This window comes from Corynebacterium sp. HMSC05H05 (assembly GCF_001807265.1).
In the GTDB taxonomy this organism is placed as follows: domain Bacteria; phylum Actinomycetota; class Actinomycetes; order Mycobacteriales; family Mycobacteriaceae; genus Corynebacterium.
Map to the genome: position 1 here is coordinate 35,059 of NZ_KV788370.1, position 18,688 is coordinate 53,746.

Annotated in this window: 17 protein-coding genes and 1 tRNA gene; 7 read left to right on the forward strand and 11 right to left on the reverse strand. The window is 65.7% G+C overall.

The genetic code is table 11. The annotated features are described in order from the left end of the window. Nucleotides 1-6 precede the first annotated feature (6 nt). From HMPREF3151_RS01200 to HMPREF3151_RS01215, 4 genes are read right to left on the reverse strand one after another with little or no spacing between them, the layout of a single operon-like run. A complete protein-coding gene (locus tag HMPREF3151_RS01200; RefSeq protein WP_246815165.1) occupies nt 7-3,204 on the reverse strand; it encodes an arabinosyltransferase domain-containing protein in 3,198 nt (1,065 codons plus the stop codon). A gap of 10 nt (nt 3,205-3,214) precedes the next feature. After that, nucleotides 3,215-5,044: an arabinofuranosyltransferase gene (locus HMPREF3151_RS01205; RefSeq protein WP_070472476.1), complete on the reverse strand. Its 1,830-nt coding sequence runs from the start codon at nt 5,042-5,044 to the stop codon at nt 3,215-3,217. 20 nt (nt 5,045-5,064) lie between these two features. Next, nucleotides 5,065-5,709 carry a response regulator transcription factor gene (locus HMPREF3151_RS01210; protein ID WP_070472479.1) on the reverse strand — a complete coding sequence of 215 codons (645 nt, stop codon included), beginning with the start codon at nt 5,707-5,709 and terminating at the stop codon, nt 5,065-5,067. Further along, entirely contained in the window at nt 5,706-6,380 is a 675-nt protein-coding gene (locus tag HMPREF3151_RS01215) for a sensor histidine kinase (protein ID WP_070472482.1), read from the reverse strand. Before HMPREF3151_RS01215 ends, HMPREF3151_RS01210 begins: the two co-directional genes overlap by 4 nt. Before the next feature lie 92 nt (nt 6,381-6,472). On the opposite strand from HMPREF3151_RS01215, the gene HMPREF3151_RS01220 reads away from it, so the two are divergent. Together HMPREF3151_RS01220 and HMPREF3151_RS01225 are read left to right on the forward strand one after the other, a co-directional pair. Then, nucleotides 6,473-7,138 (forward strand): ABC transporter ATP-binding protein, encoded by a 666-nt coding sequence (locus HMPREF3151_RS01220; protein WP_070472485.1) that lies wholly within the window; start codon nt 6,473-6,475, stop codon nt 7,136-7,138. Further along, a complete protein-coding gene (locus tag HMPREF3151_RS01225) occupies nt 7,135-8,526 on the forward strand; it encodes an FtsX-like permease family protein (protein ID WP_083290108.1) in 1,392 nt (463 codons plus the stop codon). The genes HMPREF3151_RS01220 and HMPREF3151_RS01225 overlap by 4 nt, the downstream gene beginning before the upstream one ends. Nucleotides 8,527-8,644: 118 nt before the next feature. On the opposite strand, the gene HMPREF3151_RS01230 is transcribed toward HMPREF3151_RS01225, so the two are convergent. Genes HMPREF3151_RS01230 through HMPREF3151_RS01240 form a run of 3 tightly spaced genes read right to left on the reverse strand, consistent with a single transcriptional unit; the run spans nt 8,645 to nt 11,077 of the window. Next, nucleotides 8,645-9,409, reverse strand: coding sequence for a decaprenylphospho-beta-D-erythro-pentofuranosid-2-ulose 2-reductase (locus HMPREF3151_RS01230; RefSeq protein ID WP_070472491.1), 765 nt, complete (start codon nt 9,407-9,409; stop codon nt 8,645-8,647). Between the two features lie 12 nt (nt 9,410-9,421). Then, nucleotides 9,422-10,819, reverse strand: coding sequence for a decaprenylphosphoryl-beta-D-ribose oxidase (locus HMPREF3151_RS01235; RefSeq protein ID WP_371335871.1), 1,398 nt, complete (start codon nt 10,817-10,819; stop codon nt 9,422-9,424). A gap of 21 nt (nt 10,820-10,840) precedes the next feature. After that, nucleotides 10,841-11,077: a hypothetical protein gene (locus tag HMPREF3151_RS01240; protein ID WP_070472498.1), complete on the reverse strand. Its 237-nt coding sequence runs from the start codon at nt 11,075-11,077 to the stop codon at nt 10,841-10,843. A gap of 25 nt (nt 11,078-11,102) precedes the next feature. Here HMPREF3151_RS01240 and HMPREF3151_RS11945 point away from each other — a divergent pair, with 25 nt between their 5' ends. Together HMPREF3151_RS11945 and HMPREF3151_RS01250 are read left to right on the forward strand one after the other, a co-directional pair. After that, entirely contained in the window at nt 11,103-11,885 is a 783-nt protein-coding gene (locus tag HMPREF3151_RS11945; RefSeq protein ID WP_070472501.1) for a hypothetical protein, read from the forward strand. Between the two features lie 11 nt (nt 11,886-11,896). Continuing rightward, entirely contained in the window at nt 11,897-12,325 is a 429-nt protein-coding gene (locus HMPREF3151_RS01250) for a GtrA family protein (RefSeq protein ID WP_246815166.1), read from the forward strand. On the opposite strand, the gene HMPREF3151_RS01255 is transcribed toward HMPREF3151_RS01250, so the two are convergent. Next, complete coding sequence (locus HMPREF3151_RS01255) at nt 12,312-13,214, reverse strand: galactofuranosyltransferase GlfT1 (protein WP_070472504.1); 903 nt, start codon at nt 13,212-13,214, stop codon at nt 12,312-12,314. The genes HMPREF3151_RS01250 and HMPREF3151_RS01255 overlap by 14 nt on opposite strands. A 291-nt stretch (nt 13,215-13,505) precedes the next feature. On the opposite strand from HMPREF3151_RS01255, the gene HMPREF3151_RS01260 reads away from it, so the two are divergent. Then, nucleotides 13,506-14,243: an endonuclease domain-containing protein gene (locus HMPREF3151_RS01260; RefSeq protein WP_141741260.1), complete on the forward strand. Its 738-nt coding sequence runs from the start codon at nt 13,506-13,508 to the stop codon at nt 14,241-14,243. 79 nt (nt 14,244-14,322) lie between these two features. Here HMPREF3151_RS01260 and HMPREF3151_RS01265 read toward each other — a convergent pair whose 3' ends face one another. Both HMPREF3151_RS01265 and HMPREF3151_RS01270 read right to left on the reverse strand, forming a co-directional pair. Then, the gene (locus HMPREF3151_RS01265) at nt 14,323-15,129 is read right to left on the reverse strand and encodes a galactan export ABC transporter ATP-binding subunit Wzt/RfbE (protein ID WP_070472511.1); all 807 of its coding nucleotides are present in this window, start codon (nt 15,127-15,129) and stop codon (nt 14,323-14,325) included. Between the two features lie 17 nt (nt 15,130-15,146). Beyond that, nucleotides 15,147-15,995 carry a galactan export ABC transporter permease subunit Wzm/RfbD gene (locus HMPREF3151_RS01270; protein WP_070472547.1) on the reverse strand — a complete coding sequence of 283 codons (849 nt, stop codon included), beginning with the start codon at nt 15,993-15,995 and terminating at the stop codon, nt 15,147-15,149. Nucleotides 15,996-16,139: 144 nt separating this feature from the next. Between HMPREF3151_RS01270 and HMPREF3151_RS01275 the strand changes: the two genes are divergently transcribed. Continuing rightward, nucleotides 16,140-17,351, forward strand: coding sequence for an aminotransferase class V-fold PLP-dependent enzyme (locus HMPREF3151_RS01275; protein WP_070472514.1), 1,212 nt, complete (start codon nt 16,140-16,142; stop codon nt 17,349-17,351). Nucleotides 17,352-17,367: 16 nt separating this feature from the next. On the opposite strand, the gene HMPREF3151_RS01280 is transcribed toward HMPREF3151_RS01275, so the two are convergent. Then, nucleotides 17,368-18,303, reverse strand: coding sequence for an NAD(P)H-quinone oxidoreductase (locus HMPREF3151_RS01280; RefSeq protein ID WP_070472517.1), 936 nt, complete (start codon nt 18,301-18,303; stop codon nt 17,368-17,370). A gap of 31 nt (nt 18,304-18,334) precedes the next feature. Between HMPREF3151_RS01280 and HMPREF3151_RS01285 the strand changes: the two genes are divergently transcribed. Beyond that, nucleotides 18,335-18,422 (forward strand) — tRNA-Ser (locus tag HMPREF3151_RS01285). Nucleotides 18,423-18,688 lie beyond the last annotated feature (266 nt).

Consider the following 18,688-nt stretch of genomic DNA (forward strand, 5'->3'; position numbering starts at 1 on the left):
TACCTTTTATTCCTCCGGGTCGCGCACCTTCATCGGGCCGGGGGTGTACAGGCCCGACCTGGTGGTTTCTTCCAGGTCCACCTGCGCCAGGGCGGGAGCCTCGCCGGCGGAGTTGGTGCGGCGCTCGTACTTGGCCACAGAACCCCAGTCGCGCTGCCAGTCGCCCTTGAGGTAGCCCGGCACCTCGTAGGAGGTGTTCACGGCCTCCACCGGGGCGAGCGAGCCGCCGCCAAGGAAGTCCATGAAGCCGGACAGCTGCTGCTTGCCCGGGGCGTCCGGCATGATGCGGAACTCCGGGATCTCGTCCACGCCTGCGTGGTGGTAGAAGGGGCGCTGGCAGGGGTATTGGAACGCCACGGCCCAGTCCAGAAGGCCCGGGGTTTCGGAGTCGAACATGGTGTTCAGCTCCACCAGTTTCGGGTTGCGCAGCGGGGTCACGGCCAGCCAGTCCTTCTCCGCCAGGGAGGTGTCCTTGGCCACCAGGCGCACCACGTCAGCCTCGTCGGGCAGATCAGCAATGGGGTAGCGCAGGTTGCGCCACTGCGGGGTCGGACCCTGGTCCAGCATCTCCACCGCGCCGAGCTTCTGCACGCCGCCGGAAGTTTTCCGGCCGTACTGCAGCTCCAGCTCGTTGCCCTCTTGCTCGACGCCGTTGATGTCGTGGTGCTTGATGCGGCCGGCCACGGACGTCACCAGCAGCGGGCGCTCCTCCGAATCGGACGGCAGGTCGAACCACGAGGTCTCCAGCTTCGCGGACTGCGTCGGCTCGTCCTCGAAGGTGCCCAGCACCGGCACGCGGGTGTAGTCCAAGCCGAACGGCAGGCGCACCGTCGAGCCGTTCACGCCGCGCATGGAGCGCGGGCGGTTGCCCTGCGTGTTCACGCGCGAGGTGGACTGCGCCTCGTCGGAGCCGGGGTCCACGTCGGCGGTGTCGTCGGACTGGACCTGCTGGTTGCTCGAATCCGAGGTGTCGGCGTTTTCAGACGCGATGAAGGCGGGAACTCCGTCGGGGTGGAAGCCGTAGTTGTCGCCGGAATCCAGGGAGCGGCCGAGCGGGACGCCGTCGATAGGCGAAAGGAATGCGTCGTTGGTGTCCTCCTCCAACAGCACATCCGCACCCTGGGCGCAGCGGTCGCCCGCAAACGTGCGCACGTTGCCCATGCCCACCGAGTAGTTCGGCGCCTGGGAGATGAAGGACTTCACAAACGTCAGGCAGGACAGCGCCACAATCAGCGCCGCCGCCACGGCGATCGGGGCGGACATGACGCCGGCCCAGCGGGAGGCGTCCACAGGCTTCGGCGGGCGCATGGACTGCACCACGCCCACCACGAACACCACCAGCGCGATAGCCAGGACGATGGTGTTGAACTCCACGGCCTTCAGCTGCGGAGTGCGGTCCCACCACGGCACCGCGTAGGAGGACACGTACCACCAGCCGTTCCAGCCCGCCAGCGTCAGAGCCAGCAGGAACAGCACCGCGGCTGTTGCAAACGAGCGGTTGCGCTTGGACTGCAGCGCGATCCGCGAGAGCACCACCGAGCCGTACGCCGCGATCGCCGCGCCGAGGCCCGCGTAGATGCCGAAGTGGTGCGTCCACTTCGTCGGCGTGAACATAAGGAAGAAGGTGGACAAGCCGATGATCAGCATCATGCGCTGCGCGGTCTTTGTCCTTTCACCGCCGCGGGCGAACCACCACAGGGTCAGGCCGATGCACAGCAGCAGCACGAACATGGGGAAGCGGCGCGCCAGCGAGCCGTCCACCGTCTGCTCGAACAGCACGGAGTAGCGGCTCCACTCCTCGAACCAGCTCATTGCGGGGCCCACCTCGGAGCGCACCGCGGTCGCCTCCAGCACAGTCGCCAGCGTCTGGTCCTTGAACACCGGCACCATCACAGCCATGCCGGCGCCCATGAACGGCGCGATCGAAGCGAGCTTTGCCTCTCGACGCCCAATGGTCCCCAACACCCAGGGCAAAGAAATCAGGAACACGCCCACAGCGGCGAGGCCGGTCGGGCCGCACGCCAGGGTCAGCGCCGCCACGACGGTGCCCCACGCAGCGGGGACCAGGCGGTCGGTCTCCATGGCGCGCTCGAACAGCGCCCACGTGGCCATCAGGCCGAACGCGATGATCGGCTCCGGGCGGGTGCCGTTGTTGTACGGCAGCCAGAACGTCAGGAACACCAGCGCGGCGGTCCAATGGGCGACGCGCCTGTTGGCAACCGCGGGGCCGAGCTTCGGCAGGATTTCGCGCGAGAGCAGCCACCACGTGCCCAGGCCCGCGAACAGGGCCGGCAAGCGCATCCACATCGACGCCGTGGTGACCTGCGACATCAACGCCAGCAGGTCGTAGAACGGGGAGCCGAACGGGGCCTCCGGCACGCCGTACCAGCGGTAGTAGTTCGCCATGTAGTCCGTGTTGGCGGCCACGCGCGCCATGGTGAGCAGGAAGCCGTCGTCGGAGGTGTTAGCGCCGAAGATGTGCCAAAAGCCGAGCACGGCGGCCACCAGGCCGTCGAGAGGCTTCAGCCCCTGGCGGCGCAGGCGCGGGGCGGGGCGGTCCAGCTTGCGCAGCGCGGCCAGGGAGATCAGGGCGCTGATCAGGCCGAGCACCATCGCCAGCGTCTTGATCAGTGTCGGCTGGGAGGTGAAGCGGGAGTTGATGTCCACGCGGGCGGACAGGCCTGCGTCGATAAGCTTCTGCTCGTCCTTGAGCTCGGTGTAGATGCCGGTGAGCTGCGGGCGGTAATCCTCCTCATCGTCCTCCTCTGCGTAGTTCGTGCCCGGGATCTCCACGGTGGTGAGGTCGTGCGCGAGGTGGGCCTCAAGCTTCGCGTCGTCGGGCAGCTTCGCCACCTGCGCCGGGGTGAGCTGCAGCAGCACCTCGTTCAGGGAGCTGACCACCAGCCCGCCGTCGGGCGAGGTGACAAAGAAACCGCGGTCGCTGGCCTTCGGGGAGCCCTCAGGCAGCGTGCCCAAAAGCAACGATTGGCCCTCGCGGAGCTCGTCGATAGCCGAAAGCGGAACGGTGACATCGAGCTGCTGCGGCGCGAGCGAGATCAGCGGCGCGTTCACCGACGCCACCGAGCCGTTCTGCGGCCACGACACGGACGATTCCGTCTGCTTCACCGGCAGGAACGGCACGAGCAACAGCAGGACAAACGCGATCAAACCCGCGACAGTCGCGGTGGTCTGGACTCTTTTCACAGCGGACACCTTACTTCCTCACCGCCACAGCGAACGGGCCGAACTGCTTGAGGTCCCAGTCCTGCTCGAATGCGTCTGGGTTGAAGAACAGGCCTTCGTATCGCACGTTCGGCTGGCTCGGGTAAATGTCGTGCGCAATGTGGGTCTTCAACCCGTCCTTGCCGTTGTCGCGGAACACGAACGCGACCGGCGGCTCCCACTGCGAATTGTCCACCGCCTCGGTGAACTTCTCCGGATCCTCGTAGGAGAGCTCCGCCCACTGCTTCAACTCGTCGTTGCGGTGCTCGAACTCGCCCAGCGGGTTGGCGTAGTGGCTGGTGTAGGCGTTAAACGCGTAGAAGGGCTGGAAGGCCATGAAGTTGATCTCGTCGGTGTAGATCACCGCGTCGTTCTTCATGTGGCCGTGGGCCTCGATGAAGTCGGCCATCTCCTGGTAGTAGCGGCCCGCGTCCGGCGGGAAGCGGTCCGCGCGCTCGCCGTTGCCGTCGGTGTCGGCATACGCCTGATCGATGTAGTCCTCGTTTTCCACCGGGATGTTCTGCACCATCTGCAGCGCACCCACCGCCAGGATCGCGGCGACGGCGGTGGTGTACTTGTTCAGCCCGAACTCGGAGATCGCAATCACACCGAGGGTGGCAAACAGCGCCACAATCAGCACCTCCAGGCGGAAGCCCAGCAGGGAGGTGCCCAGCAGGGTGATCGCCATCGAGGCCAGGGCCCACAGGTAGCACACGCCTATCGACGCACCAAGGGCCGCCAACTCCGGCTCCTTAATCCTGTAAATCAGGTAGATCAAGCCGATCATGGAAAGCAGGCCGATCAGCGAGAACGACAAAAACGGCAGCGGGAAGTACGTGCCCTCGATGGGCAGGAAGTGGTTCGCGGTGGACTCCAGCTGCTCGTCGCCGGTGATCACCCGCCAGACGTACGGGCCCCAGGAAATCGCGGCGATGGCCAGCGAGCCCACGCCGGTGACCAGCAGGTGCACCAGCGGCCGGACCGAGTGCTTAGTAAAGGTGTGGATGACGGCCAGCACCACCATGGTCAGCGCCGCAATCGCGGTGAACAGGGTGTAGAAGCTGGCGGAAATGCCCAGGTAGACAGCCAGCGCGATGGTGGACGCCCACGAGCCGTTGACCGCGCGGTACGACATCACGGCCGCCGCCGGCACGAACATGGCCACTACCGCCGCATACGGCTCCTCCGGCACCTCAGTGAGCACAACCGCCGTGGTCACCGTGGCGATGGCGAGCGCGGTGGGCAGCGAGCCCGTGAGCCTGCGCCACACCGGGGTGAGCATCGCCGCGGCCGCCGCCAACGTGGCGATCGCGAACGGCTGGTACACCTCCCAACCCTGCATGCCCAGCACGTTGGCGGTGCGGCCTCCGAGCCAGAACCAGCCCATGGGGTAGAAGGTGGGCAGGTCTTTGTACGCCATGTCCGCGTGGCCGAGGTTCTCCGTCATGCGCGACAGGAACTGGGTGCGGAAGCCCTGGTCCACCTGGATGCCGTCCAGGTACAGCCGGGTCGCGCCCAGCGGGATGCCGATTGACGACACCACCAGCCCCGCCGGCACCAACGACATCACGGCCGAGGAAATCCAGGGCTTCTTGCCCTTCGTCCACAGCACAGCCAGAACGACGCCGACGCCGATGCAGACGAAGGACGCGGCGGTAGCCAAAGACCTGGTCACCATCGACGTGTTAAACGCCGGCAGCGAGATCTTGTGCAGCACGAACCAGGCGGCCAGGGCGATCACGCCGCCGGCGAGCCCGGCCGCGACAGTCCGGGCAGCGGTTTGCCCAACCGACTGCTCGTCGGGGTGGTAAGCGGTAGTCATACGTAACAGTTTCGCATACGCTACCCAACTCCACGTTCTGCCAGGTACATCAGGATCGCGCGTACGCGCCGGTTGTCCTCGTCGGGGGTGAGGCCGAGCTTGGAGAAGATGCTGGAGACGTGCTTCGCCACCGCAGCGCCGGAGAGGTAGAGCTGCTCGGAGATCTGCGCGTTGGACAGGCCCTCCGCCATGTGTTCGAGCACTTCCATCTCGCGCGAGGTGAGCGTGGTTAGCCAGCGCGAGCTCGCGGCCATGAGCGCGCTGGCCACGTCCGGGTCGATGACCACGCCGCCGGACGCCACGGTTTCGCACGCCTGGATGAAGTCTTTCACCTCCGCGACGCGGTCTTTCAGCAGGTAGCCGGTGCCGCCGTCGCCGCCGGAGAACAATTCCCTGGCGTAGGCGGGCGCGACGTACTGCGACAGCACCAGCACGTTGACTGGGCCCCGTTGGCGCAGCTCCAGTGCTGCTTGAAGGCCGTCGTCGCGCATGTTCGGCGGCATGCGCACGTCCGTGATCACCAGGTCGGGCGCATGCGTATCGACGACCCCCTGCACCCGATCCGCACTATCCACCTGCGCCACAACCTCGTGGCCGCGCCGGGTGAGCAGGCCGGCAACGCCTTCCCGCAGCAGTGCGGAGTCGTCCGCGATAACAATCCTCATGGCGCAATCCCACTTTCTCCCCGGAACAACAGCAACGGAATACGGGCGGTGACGGTGGTCGGCCCACCATCCGGCGAGTGCAGCTCCATCTCACCGCCGAACGCTGCGATTCGTTCCTGCATCCCGTCGAGCCCGCCGCCGGGGGTGATGCGTGCGTTGCCGCCGCCCTGGTCGGTGACGGAAACATTCAGAGTGTGGTCGCAGGTGACCAGCACGCTCACCGGTGCATGTGGTGCGTGCTTTGCGGCGTTGGTTAAGGCTTCGGTGGTGAAGAAGTAGGCGGCGGCGGTGACGGAGGCGTCGATACGCGGCAGCTCGTGCGGCGCGCGGACCGTGACATGCGGGCCGTGCTGTGCGGCGGCGGTCTCGATCGCGGCAACCAGCCCGTGGTCCGACAGCTCTCGCGGGTGGATGCCCCTTACGGTGCGGCGCAGGGCGTCGAGGCCGTTGTGGAGGTCGCGGGCGGCGTCGTCGAGAAGCTGCGATGCAATGTCCAACCTTGCCTCGCCCAACTTCATCGCGGCAGCCACAAAATATTGCTGCGCGCCGTCGTGCAGGTCGCGCTCGATGCGCAGCCGCTCCACCTCGTACGCCTCCGCGATCCTGCGCCGCGAAACCGTCAACTGGTGGATTTTGGCGGCCGCGCGCTCCTCGTGTTTATGTCGCCGCATGGCCCCGAGCGTAGCCAGGTAGAGCTAGCACTACCCATATTCGGGAGCCAGGGCCATAGTGCTTATCGACGACCACCTGTGGAATAGACACCATGCTTGAACTCAACGACATCACGAAGTCCTTCACCCAACAACGGGTCCTCGAAGGCATCAGCCTGACGGTTGGCGGCGGCGAATCCGTCGCGATCATGGGGCCCTCTGGCTCCGGCAAATCGACCCTGCTGCACTGCATGTCCGGCGTGCTCGTGCCCGACGACGGCCAGGTGCGCTTCAACGGCCAGGACGTGTCGGCCATGAACGACGCGGAACGCTCGCGCCTGCGCCTCGAGAACTTTGGCTTCATCTTCCAAGACGGCCAGCTGCTGCCGGAGCTGACCGCCACCGAAAACGTCGCCCTGCCACAGATCATGCGCGGGGTGCCGCGTGCGGAGGCACACGCCGAGGCCATCGACATGCTCACCCGGTTGGGCTTGGGGGCCTTTGTGGACCGGTACCCAGGGCAACTCTCCGGCGGCCAGGTGCAGCGCGTGGCCATCGCCCGCGCCTTGGCCGGGCCGCCGTCGGTGGTGTTTGCCGACGAACCCACCGCCGCCCTGGACCAAGCCACCGGGCACGAGGTCATGCAGCAGATCGTGGCAATCGCGCAGAAGTTCGGCGTCACCCTCGTGCTGGTCACGCACGACCCGAAGATCGCCGACTGGTGCAGCCGCCGCGTCGAAATCCGCGACGGCCTGATCCACTCGGAGGTGGCGCGATGAGTGCAATGACGTTGATGCGCTCGGCGGTGTCGTCGACAAGCGAAGGGCGCTCGCAACGGCAGATCGGCGAACGCTGGGTCCGTGCCCTGTCGCTGGTCGCCGTGACCGTGGCGACCTGGATGCTGTGCACGCTCATGGGCGGCACCTGGATGTTCCTCGCCCGCGACCTACACCCGCACGAGGCGCTCGTGGAAATCGAGGAGTCGATGGGCGGCCCCATTTCCATCGCGTATATCTTCCTCGCGCTGTTCGCGTGTGTGCTCCTCGTGCCAAGCCTGTTGGGGCTGCTCACCCAAGCTGCGCGGGCGAACCTCGGCGGGCGCGAAGAACACCTGGCAGCGCTACGCCTCATCGGCGCGACCGCCGGCGAGGTGCGCGGAATGATGATCTTGGAGTCCCTGCGCCAGGCGCTTGTCGGGCTCGTGATTGGCTCAGTGCTCTACGTGGTCACGAGTCCCGCGTGGTCGTTGCTGACTTTCCAGGACAAACCCGTCGGCGCCTGGGAGATGCTCACCTGGTGGGTCATCCCCATCGCCTGGATCGTCGTGCTGGTGCTGGCCGCGTGCTCAGTGTGGCTTGCCTTGCGACGAGTCGCCGTCACCCCACTCGGCGTCACCAAGAAAATCCCACCAAAGGGCCAAAACTTGATCACGCTGGTGCTCTCGCTCGTTGGCGCGGTGGTGCTGTACCGCTACCTAAGCTCCCTGACCATCGCTCCGCAGGCAGACGCGTTGGAATTCGGCGCCTTGCTGGTTGTAGCCGGTGGCATTCTCACCGTCAACGCACTGATCGCCGTCGGCGTGATCCAACTCCTCGCTCGCGTGAGCTACCGGGTGCCCGGGGCCGCGAACTACGTGGCCACGCGCCGGGTCGGCCGGGGCGCGAAAACCACCTGGAAGCGCGTCACCGCCCTGTACTTCGTGGCATTCATCGGAGGCGTCGGCGCCTGGATCTCCGCGGTACCGGAGATCGACGACCAGCCCGCCCTGAAGATGATCACAGGGGATATCCCCTCCGGCGTGGTCATCACCGCCGTCTTCGCGGCAGTCCTCCTGGTCGCGTCCACCCTGCTCACCCAGGCACTTTCCGTGGTGGAGCAGAAGCAACTGACCAAATCGCTCTACTTCATTGGAGCGCCCGCCGCCTTTCACACCAAGGTGGCCGTGCGTGAAGTTGGGATTCCCATGCTCGTGGTGGCCCTGCTGGGGTTCGGCATGGGTAGCCTGATGGGATTCGGCATGGTCATGGTTTACGTCAACGTGCTCGACAAGGTGGCCCTGTTCGGCGCCCTCGTCGCCGTCGCGCTGGTTGGTTGTGTTTTGGCGGTGGTGGGGACCGGCCGGCTCCGCGAGCAGGTGCTGCTGGGCATGGGCCGCGCCAAGGACTAGGTAGTCCTGACACATTACGCCGGAAAATGTCAGGGTCCTGGGGAAATAGGGCCCGTCTGACAAATTCAGCCGCGATCCGTCAGCGGTGACGGATCGTGGCTGAATTATGCGGGCAGAACTAGAAGTTGAGCTTGCTCATGATCGGCGCCGGAATGGCCTTCAGCACCAGGGAGATCGGGCCGAAGAGTTTGTGCACGAACACGGAGGACTTGCCGGCCAGGGCGGCGTCGACGGCTGCCTCGGCGACGTCTTCCTTGTTCACGGTGAGCGGGGCCTCGTCGAGGCCGTCGGTCATCTTGGTGCGCACTTGGCCGGGGCGGACCACGGTGACCTTCACGCCGTCGTCCTTGAGCGCCTCGCCGAGCTGCAGGTAGAACCCGTCGATGCCGGCCTTGGAGGCGCCGTAGACGAAGTTGGAGCGGCGCACGCGCTGGCCCGCAACGGAGGACAGGGCGATGATCGTGCCGTGGCCCTGACGTTTCATGTGCTGGCCCAGAAGCACGCCCACGGACATCGGGGCGGTGAAGTTCGTCTGCGCGGACGCCACTGCCGCTGCCTGGTCCTGCCAGAGCTGCTCCTGGTCGCCGAGGGTGCCGAAGGCGACCACGGCAACGTCGACGTCGCCGTCCTCAAACGCGGCGTCGAGCACCGCCGGGTGGGAAGTGAAGTCGAGGGCGTCGAAGTCCACGAGGCGCACGTGGCCTGCGCCGGCTTGTTGGACGGCCGAGATCGCGCCGTCGATACGCGGGGAGTCCTTGCGCGCGCACAGGGTGACGGTGGGGTTGCCGCCGCGGGAGGCTAGCTCGGCGACGATGGCGAGGCCGATCTCGCTGGTGCCGCCGAGGAGCAGGATGTGCTGGGCTTGGCCTACTGCATTCAACATGGTCGGTTCTCCTTAGTTCAGCTCAAGTCGGCGGGACATGTCGGACGCGAACACGCCGGTCGGGTCGATGTCGCGGCGGGTCTTCAGCCAGCCGGCCATCCCCGGGTACATGGCGTGGAACTTCTCCGCGGAGGTGCGGGACTCCTTGGCCAGGTAGAGACGGCCGCCGAACTGCATGACCTGGTCGTCCAGGCGGTCCAGGAACTCGTTCAGGCCATCCCTAATCGGGAAGTCCACGCACACGTTCCAGCCCTTCATCGGGTAGGACAGCGGCGCCTGGTTGCCCTCGCCGAACAGCTTGAACACGTTCAGGGCGGTGTAGTGGCCGGAAGACTGGATGTCGTAGATGATGTCCTTGAACGGCTCGACGGCGTCGGTGGGCACGACGAACTGGTACTGCAGGAAGCCGGCCTTGCCGTAGCCGCGGTTCCACTCGCCGATGAGATCCAGCGGCTGGTAGAACTGCGTGAGGTTGAGCACCTGGTTACGCGCGGGCTTGCCCATGAAGTAGTACGCCTCGCCGATGGCCATCAGCGACAGTTTGTTCATGGTCCAGGACGGGAAGATGTCCGGCACCGTCATCAGCTGCGGGGCGTTGAACTTCAGCGGGTCCTTGGCCAGCTTCGGCGCGAGCTCCTTGAGCTGGTCCAGGGTGGCCAACGAGCCGCGGGAGATGGTGGAGCGGCCGGTCTTCGGCGGCGCGGAGATGGCGTCGAACCAGGCCGAGGAGTAGGTGTAGTTCACCTCGGAGCCGTCGGAGTGCAGCGCGATCGTCTCGTCCAGCGTGTCTGTGCGGTCGGTGTCTGCGATGAAGTAGGCGGTTTCCGTGAACGTCATCTGGATGCGGGCGCGCAGGATGATGCCGGTCAGGCCCATGCCGCCGACGGTGGCCCAGAACAGCTCGGCCGTCTCTCCGGTGGGCTCCAGGTGCAGCACGCGGCCGTCGGCGACCAGCAGTTCCATGGAGAGGACGTGGTCGCCGAAGGAGCCCGCGGAGTGGTGGTTCTTGCCGTGGATGTCCGGGCCGATGGCGCCGCCGATGGTGACCTGGCGGGTGCCGGGCAGCACCGGGACCCACAGGCCGTAGGGCAGCGCGGCCTTCATCAGCTGGTCCAGGGTCACGCCTGCGTCCACGTCGACGATGCCGGTGTCCGGGTCGATGGAGTGGATGCGGTTCAGCGGAGTCATGTCCACGACGAGGCCGCCGCCGTTTTGGGCGGGGTCGCCGTAGGAGCGGCCCATGCCGCGGGCGATGACACCGCGCCGTTTGTGCTCTGGAAGCTCGGAGTTTTCGTCGGCCACCTGCTTGACTGCCTGGGCGATGGTGTCAACGTCGGCGGTGGACAACACCTGTGCGGTAGAGGGGGCGGTACGGCCCCAGCCGTAGAGGGATTGGGTTGTCAGTTCCATGCCCATAACCCTACGCCGGAATCACAGATCCATGATGCTACGAATCTCCGCGGGGAGCTCTTCTTGGCTGGAAATCACAGGTTTGCCGGCTTCCTTGTGCTCGCGCAGGATCTCGTAGATCCGGGTGCGGCCTTTGGAGTCCACAAAGGGCAATTCTTCCGCCATGAGGCGGACCATGAAGTCGGACAGCGGGGCGTCGATACGCTGTGCTGCCTCGTGGATGGCGTTGGGGTCGTCGCCTTTGTAATGCTTCCTCATGGAAAGAAAGCCTATATTGGGCGCCATGTCCAGCACCCTTTACCGTTCAGACCACCTCGCGCCGGTGATCCGCCTCGCCGAGCGCCGGGCTGGTGCGACGCTGCTTGTGCGCGTTGGCCTGGTGTCGGATGAGGTGGTGTACCGGTGGGTGGGCATCGACGAGGACGCGACCATCGCGGACTGCTGCGAGATCGTGGGGGAGGTATTCGGCGTCGAGGAGGTGGGTGCGGATGTGCCCCAGGAGCGTTTGCTTTGCGACGTCCTAAAGTCCCCCGGCGAATCCACCCACTTCTCCCATGGGTTGTGGTCTTTTGAGATGCAGCTGGCGGGCGTGTACCCGCGCGACGAGTCCACGCCGCCGTCCGTGTGCGTGGCAGGCTCCGGCTCGTTCGGGCCGCATGGGTTCGACATCGGGGAAGTCAACGCGCGGCTGATGGGGGAGGTCGAGGTGCCGGGGCTGCGCGCGGAAGTGCGCGAGTTCATGGCGCGGGCGCGCGGGCACGACTTTGTGCCGCTGCTGCAGGCGCTGGATGTGGGCGCGGGGGAGCGGATCGAGGCGCTGCCGGTGGAGTCTGGGCGCAAGGAGAGGGATGCTTTTTGGTCCCTGGTGTTCGCGCTGGCCTGCTGCGCTGGCGGGGAGACCGCGCAGATCGCGGAGAGCATCTTCGCCTCGTTGGGGCATGAGGAGTTGGGGATTGGGGAGATCCGGGGGCTGTGCGCCGAGTCGCTCGCGTCGCTGGATGAAATCGGCGGCGAACGGAGCGCGGCGGAGATGTTGGATATCTACCGTCAGCTCATGCGCGGGTAGGGTATTCGCCCGTGGCGGAAACTTCTACCCTGAAACGGCAGCTCGTGCCCTTCCTCTTGGTCGGCGTGGGCTGCGCAGTCATCGACTTCGGCATCACCCACAGCCTCGACGAATTCATGGGGGTGCAGCGCGACTTTGCCAAGGCCGTGGGCTGGGTTTTCGGCACCGTCGCCGCCTATGTGCTCAACTCCAAGTTCTCGTTCCAATCCAAGATCAACGCGAAGAAGGCCGGGGCAGTCTTCGTGCTCTATGCCGTGACGTTCGCGGTGCAGATGGTGCTGTGGCGTGTGACGGACTCGCCGCTGACCTCGCTAGGCCTGGTCAACCCGTGGAAGAACGTCGTGTCGTTTGTCATCGCCCAGGGCGTGGCCACCGTGGTCAATTTTGAGCTGCAGCGGCACTTGATCTTCCGCGAAGCCAAGAAGACTATGGCCGCCTAAAGTCCTCTTTGGCTCCCCGCCGAAGTAGCTTCAGCCACTGGTAGAAGCCCTTCGGGTCCTTCTTCTCCAGCAGGAAGAACCACCCGAAGCGGACCACCTCCTGCAGCTGCATCTTCTTCATGCCGCGCTGGTTAATGATGTAGCCGCGGTTCCGGTACGTGAAATACCGCTTAGTGGGGTTGTCGGGGAATTGGGCGTGGGCCCGGCCGCCCATGATCGGGTGGAACTCGCCCGAGCCGTCCGGGTGCAGGTAGAACGTGGTCAGCGCCGTGCCGTAGTTCAGGCCGGATTGTGCCAGACGACGGTGGTACTCCACCTCGTCGCCCCGGATGAACAGGCGGTAATCCGGCACGCCGATGCGCTCCATAGCCTTTGCCGAGATCAGCGCGCCATTGAACAGGCTCGCGTACTGGGGCAGGAAGTCGCCTTCGAGCTCATCGACGCGACGGTGCCAGGTCGTGCCCTGTCTTAGTGGGAACGCGAGCTTCTCCGGGTCGTCGATGTTGGCCACCACCGGGGAGACCTCCGCAAGCTGGTGCTTTTCTGCGACCCGGTAGAGCTCTTTGAGCACGTGCTCGTCTTTCGGCCGGCCGTCGTCGTCCGCGCACCAGATCGCGTCCGCGCCCAGCGCGAGTGCGTGCAGGAATCCGTAGGCGAACCCGCCCGCCCCACCCAGGTTGGTGTGGGAGGGGAGGTAGACGGCGCGGTCGGCCGCGAGGTCGCCGAGAAGCTCCTGCACCTCGTGTTGCGCCCCGTTGTCCACCACAATCACCCAATCCACCGGATGCGTCTGGTTGACCACCTGCTCAAGCGAGTGTTTCAGCAGGTCAACGCGGCGGTGGGTGACAATCACGGCGGCGGTCGTGCCGTTCGGATTCAACGCAGTCATGCCTTTTATTGTGCCCGAGGGATCCAAACGCGCACTCTTCACGTCTAAGTAGGCATGGCGAATTTGTATGACGGGATGAATGTCGGTCCAGAGAACAGTTTGCTCCCCGCCGGGAACCTGCCCCAGCGGATGCAAACGATGCAGGTAAGCGCGCGATTCCACATGCTCGCGCGGGAACAGAGATCCTACGAGCTAGCCCGGGCGGACGCGCGAAACCACCCGCGGGGAGTGATCTACCAAGTCCCCGCCGCGTATCGTGCCGCGGCTTTTGGCATAGAGAAACCTTCCACCGTGGTCCTCGCCCATGGCGCGCTTGCGCTGTACGGGCTCAGGTACCGGGTGGAGGGCAAGGACACTGTGCTCATGGATCCATCCGCGGAACGCAACTCACACGGCAATATCTCCAAGCCGTCGATCGTGCGCCGGGGGTGCAAACCCGAGCATGTTTGGCAGGTCCGACATTACGGGCATGAGCTGCAGGTGGCCAGCCCTGCGGCGGCGACGGCGCAGGTGTTGAGGGAGATCCGGAGGTCGTCGCCAAGCAATGGCGCCACCTTCGCCGGGCACAGCATGGACCTTGTGGAAGCGATCACTCTCATTGACTGTGTGCGGCGCCACCTGGGCATTGACCCGATGGAGATCCTGAAGGCGAGCTCAGGGACGGTGTGCCAGCGGTGGCTCACCCGCGCGCTTGCGAAGTCGAGCAAACTGGCGGACTCGCCGAAGGAGACCGAAATGCGCCTGCTCGCCCAGATGGTGTGCGACGAGTTCGGGCTGCGGCTGGAAGAGCAAGTCGTTGTCCGGGACGGTGGCAAGATCGTGACCACGTTTGACCTGGCCATCCCGGAGCTCGGGATCGGCATCATGTACGACGGCGCCCACCACGGCGAGGCGAAGCAGTGGCACAAAGACGCTGAGATCAACTCCGACCTCACTATTTGCGGGTGGCGGGTGCTGCGCTTCACCTCGGCGTCGTTGCACAAGTTTGTGGAGAAGCTCGTGGCGCTGATCCGCAAGCTCCAGTCCTGACAATTTACGGCGGGCGTTTGTGCCGAACTGGGGGTTTGGGTCCGGTCTGACAGATTCGGCCGCGATGTGTCGGGAGGGGCTAGGGCTTCTCGACGTCAGCTTCGCCGTGGAAGCGCTCCACCAGCTCTGCGACGTACTCGCCGGTCTCGGGGCCCTCGTAGGCGCCCACGACGTCGGCGACCAGGCCGGCCTCTCGGATTTCGCCCTTGTCCACCCACAGGGCGGTGTTGCAGAGCTGTGCCAAGAAGTCGTTGGAGTGGGAGGCGAAGACCAGGATGCCGGAGCGCTCCACCATCTCGGCGAGCCTCACGCGGGCTTTAGCCATGAAGGCGGCGTCGACGGCGCCGATGCCCTCGTCGAGCAGCAGGATCTCCGGCTCGATGGAGGTGACCACGCCGAGTGCCAACCTGACGCGCATGCCGGTGGAGTAGGTGCGAAGGGGCATGTTGAGGTAGTCGCCGAGCTCGGAAAACTCGGCGATCTCGTCCATCTTCGCTTTCATCTGCTTGCGGGTCTGGCCCAGGAACAGGCCGCGGATGATGATGTTTTCGTAGCCGGAGATCTCCGGGTCCATGCCCACGCCCAGGTCGAAGACGGGGGCGACGCGGCCGCGCACGTCGGCGACGCCGCGGGTGGGCTCGTAGATGCCCGACAGCAAGCGCAGCAGGGTTGATTTACCTGCGCCGTTGTGGCCGACCAGGCCGACGCGGTCGCCCTCCCTAAGGTGGAGGTTGATGTCGCGCAGCGCCTCCACAACCACGGTGTTGGAGGCGTTCTGGCCGATCTTGCCGCCGGCGGACGACATCACGGCCTTCTTCAGGGAACGGGACTTCGCGTCGAAGATGGGGAAGTCGACGCAGGCGTTGTAGGTGTCGATGGAAACCATGTGAAACTCCTAAACTCCTAAACCCAGTACGGCACGCGGAAGCGCCAGCGCTTCATGGCAAGCAGGGTGATCAGGACGCCGGCGACGGTGCACGCGAGGACGATGCCCCAGTGGTAGGTGGCCAACGGTTCGTCGATAAGCGGGGCGCGCACGATCTCGAGGTAGTGGTAGAGGGGGTTGACCTCGGCGAGCATGGCGCGCTGCGCGACCTCGCCACCCTGGTCCTTGAGGGTGCGGGTGGTCCAGACGATCGGGGTGACGTAGAAGAGCAGCTGCACCAGCGCTTCCAGTAGCGGGGCGACGTCGCGGAAGCGGGTGGCCACCATGCCGAAGAACATGGCCACCCACACGCCGTTGACCACAAGCAGTGCCAGGCCGGGGATGAACAGCAGGGTGTGCAGGGTCAGCGGGATGCGGAAGATTAGCACCAGCAGCAGCCAGATCACCATGTTGTGCGCCAAAAACAGCAGCTGGCGCCACACCAGGCGGTACACGTGGACCGACAGTGCAGATGGGAGCTGTTTGATCAGGCCTTCGTTTTCGATGAAGACGTTCGCGCCGTCCTTGATGCAGCCGGAGAGGAAACCCCAGACGATGAAGCCGACGGTGACGTGCGGGAGGAACTCCGCGACGTCGATTTGGAACAGCATGGAGTAGAGCAGGCCCAGCGCCAGCGACATCACGCCGGTGGCGATGGTGATCCACAGCGGGCCGAGGGTGGACCTCTTATACCGCTGTTTAATGTCCTGCCATCCCAGTTGCAGCCAGAGCTCGTGCTGCCCCCAGCCGCGGATGAGGTCGTCGAACGCGCGCCGGAAGGTCTTGGACTTCGACGGCGGCGTGTCTCCGCCCGGAGGGCTGGTCATGCGGGCGACGTCTTGGCGCAGCTGTTCTTCGTTGTGCACGCAGATCACCCTAGTGCACGGTATTTGCGCACCCGAGCTGGCGGTGTGCGCCGTGTCGGACGGGCGTGCATAATTGGGGCATTCTTGCCTGAAGGGAGGTCGGCCGTGGCGTATGACGTGTGGGGAGTGCGTGGACTCTACACATCGCTCGGTAGCGGCTGGACGTACCTGAACGCCCACACGCAGCCGCAGGTGCCGGAGAAGGTGGCCACGGCGGTCTCGAGAAGTTTCCGCAGCGCGGCGTTGGTGCCGCCGCCGGAGCCGGTGCTGGGGTCGCACTCCAAGGAGGCGCTGGGCCAGCCGGAGGGCGTGCAGTACCCGGAGGCGGCGCGGGTGGCCATCGCGGACCTGACGGGTGTGGCGGCGGACCAGGTGGTGCTGGGCCCCAGCGTGCCTGCGCTGTACTCGGCGCTGGTCAACGCGATGAAACCGATGCTGCGGCGGAACTCGTCGATCGTGCTGAACCCTCTGGATCGCCCGCAGTTGACCAAGCGGCTGCAGCGCGCCGGGTTGGATGAGGTGTGGGCGCAGGCGGACCTGGCTACCGGCGACCTGCCGGCGTGGCAGTACAGCGAGATCGCGGACGGCTCCACCCGCCTGGTGTCTGTGCCGGCGGCGCACGCGGAGCTGGGCAACGTGGTGCGGGTGGCCGACATCGCGGAGGCTGTGCGCGCGAAGTCGAGGGCGTGGGTGCTTGTGGACGCCACTGCGTACGCCCCCTACCGCCCCGTAGACCTCGAGGCCTGGGGCGCGGACGTGGCCGCGGTGGACATCGCCCAGCTGGGCGGGCCGGACATCGCCGCGCTGATCTTCCGCGACTCCGCGATGTTCAAGCGCTTGGACATGGAGGCGCTGGACCTGGAGGTTTCCCAGGGGCTGGCGGGCGCGGTGCCGGCGGTGGTGGACCACTACGCCTCCCTGGTCGAGGGGTACACCGGCCGTGCGACCCGCCGCAACCGCCTGAAGTACTCCCTGGACGCGACCACCGCCTACCTCAACGGCCTGAGGGATGACCTGCACACGTTTTTGGGCACCCTGCCCGCCGTGCACATCGTCGGCGTCAGCGGCGAGGCGGCCGAGGACGCGCGCGTCGAGCGCATTCCGCGCCTGGCGTTCGGCGTGACCGGCGTGCCGTCCGAAACCGTGCTGCGCCGCCTGTTGGCCAACGGCATCGTGGCCACCCAGACGTGCGCCACACCGCTTCTCGACGACATGGGCGTCGCCGACATGGGCGGCGCCGTGACCATTGCCATGTCGCCGTTCAACACCCAAAACGACATCGAGCAGCTGGTGCGGACGGTGGCGTCGCTGGCCTAGTGACGCTGGCGCGTCACTAGAGAACCAGCAAGATTTTCCCGGTGTTGTCGCCGGAATCCAGGTGCTCGTGGGCCTGCTTGGCGTCTGCGAGCGGGAAGCGCGCGGAGATGTTCGGGGCGATCTTGCCCGACTCGATCAGCGGCCACACATTTTCCACCGTGGAGGAAACAATCGCCGCCTTCATCGGCCGGGGGCGCGCACGCAGGGTGGTCGCGGTGACGGACAGGCGCCGCGGCATCATCCGGCCCAAAGACAACGTGCCCTTCGGCCCGCCCTGCACCGCGATGACGATGAGGTGCCCGTCCGTGTTCAGCGTCTTGATGTTCTGCTCCAGGTACGGCCCGCCAACCACGTCCAGGATGGCGTCCGCCCACCCGGGCAGCTCCTCGGCGAAGTCCTGCTCTTTGTAGTTGATCAGGATGTCCGCGCCGAGCTCCCGGCAGTACTCGAGCTTCTCTTGGCTTCCGGCGGTCACCGCCACCTCGCAGCCGAGCGCCTTGCACATCTGGATGGCAAAGGAGCCGATGCCGCCCGCGCCGCCGTGGATGAGCACTTTGTCGCCCTCAGCAATCCCGGCGACCATGCCCAGGTTCGACCACACCGTGCACGCCACCTCGACCACGCCGGCGGTCTCCTCCACGGTCAAGCCCGAAGGGATCGGCGTGAGCTGGCCCTCCGGCACCGCCACGTATTCTGCGTAGCCGCCGCCGGCGAGCAGGCAGCCGACCTCCTCGCCCTCCTTGCGGCCAGTCGTGCCCGGATCCACGATCACACCCGCGCACTCCAGCCCCATGATCTCGGACTCGCCCTTCGGCGGCGGGTACTTCCCGGCGGCCTGCATCAGGTCGCCGCGGTTCACGCCGGCGGCGACGACCTTGACCAGGACTTCGCCGTCTTGCGGGGTGGGCCTTTGGGCGTCGTAAAGCATGAGCTCATCATTGATTGCTTTCATGCGGCAAGGCTACGTTAGACTGCTTCGAGTTGGAGACGTGGCAGAGCGGCCGAATGCACCGGTCTTGAAAACCGGCGAGGTTAATCCCTCCAGGGGTTCAAATCCCCTCGTCTCCGCCAACATCTTTTCGGGGGCCTTTGCTTAACGACGCCTTCCGGTTTCCCTCCCTTCCTTAAATCTCGGTGAATTTATTGGAAGAGCCTGATCAGCACGTCTGGTAAAGGGGTAACCTCCCTGGCATACCGGTTATCCGGGACACAACCAGTTTTGTTGCCGCTCAACAGTGGAGGCCAGGGATGAGCGAGAATAGACGATCAAATACGAGGAAAAACCGCTGGTGGCGTAGCGTCGCCGCGGTAGTTAGCACGGTGGCGCTGGGTATCGG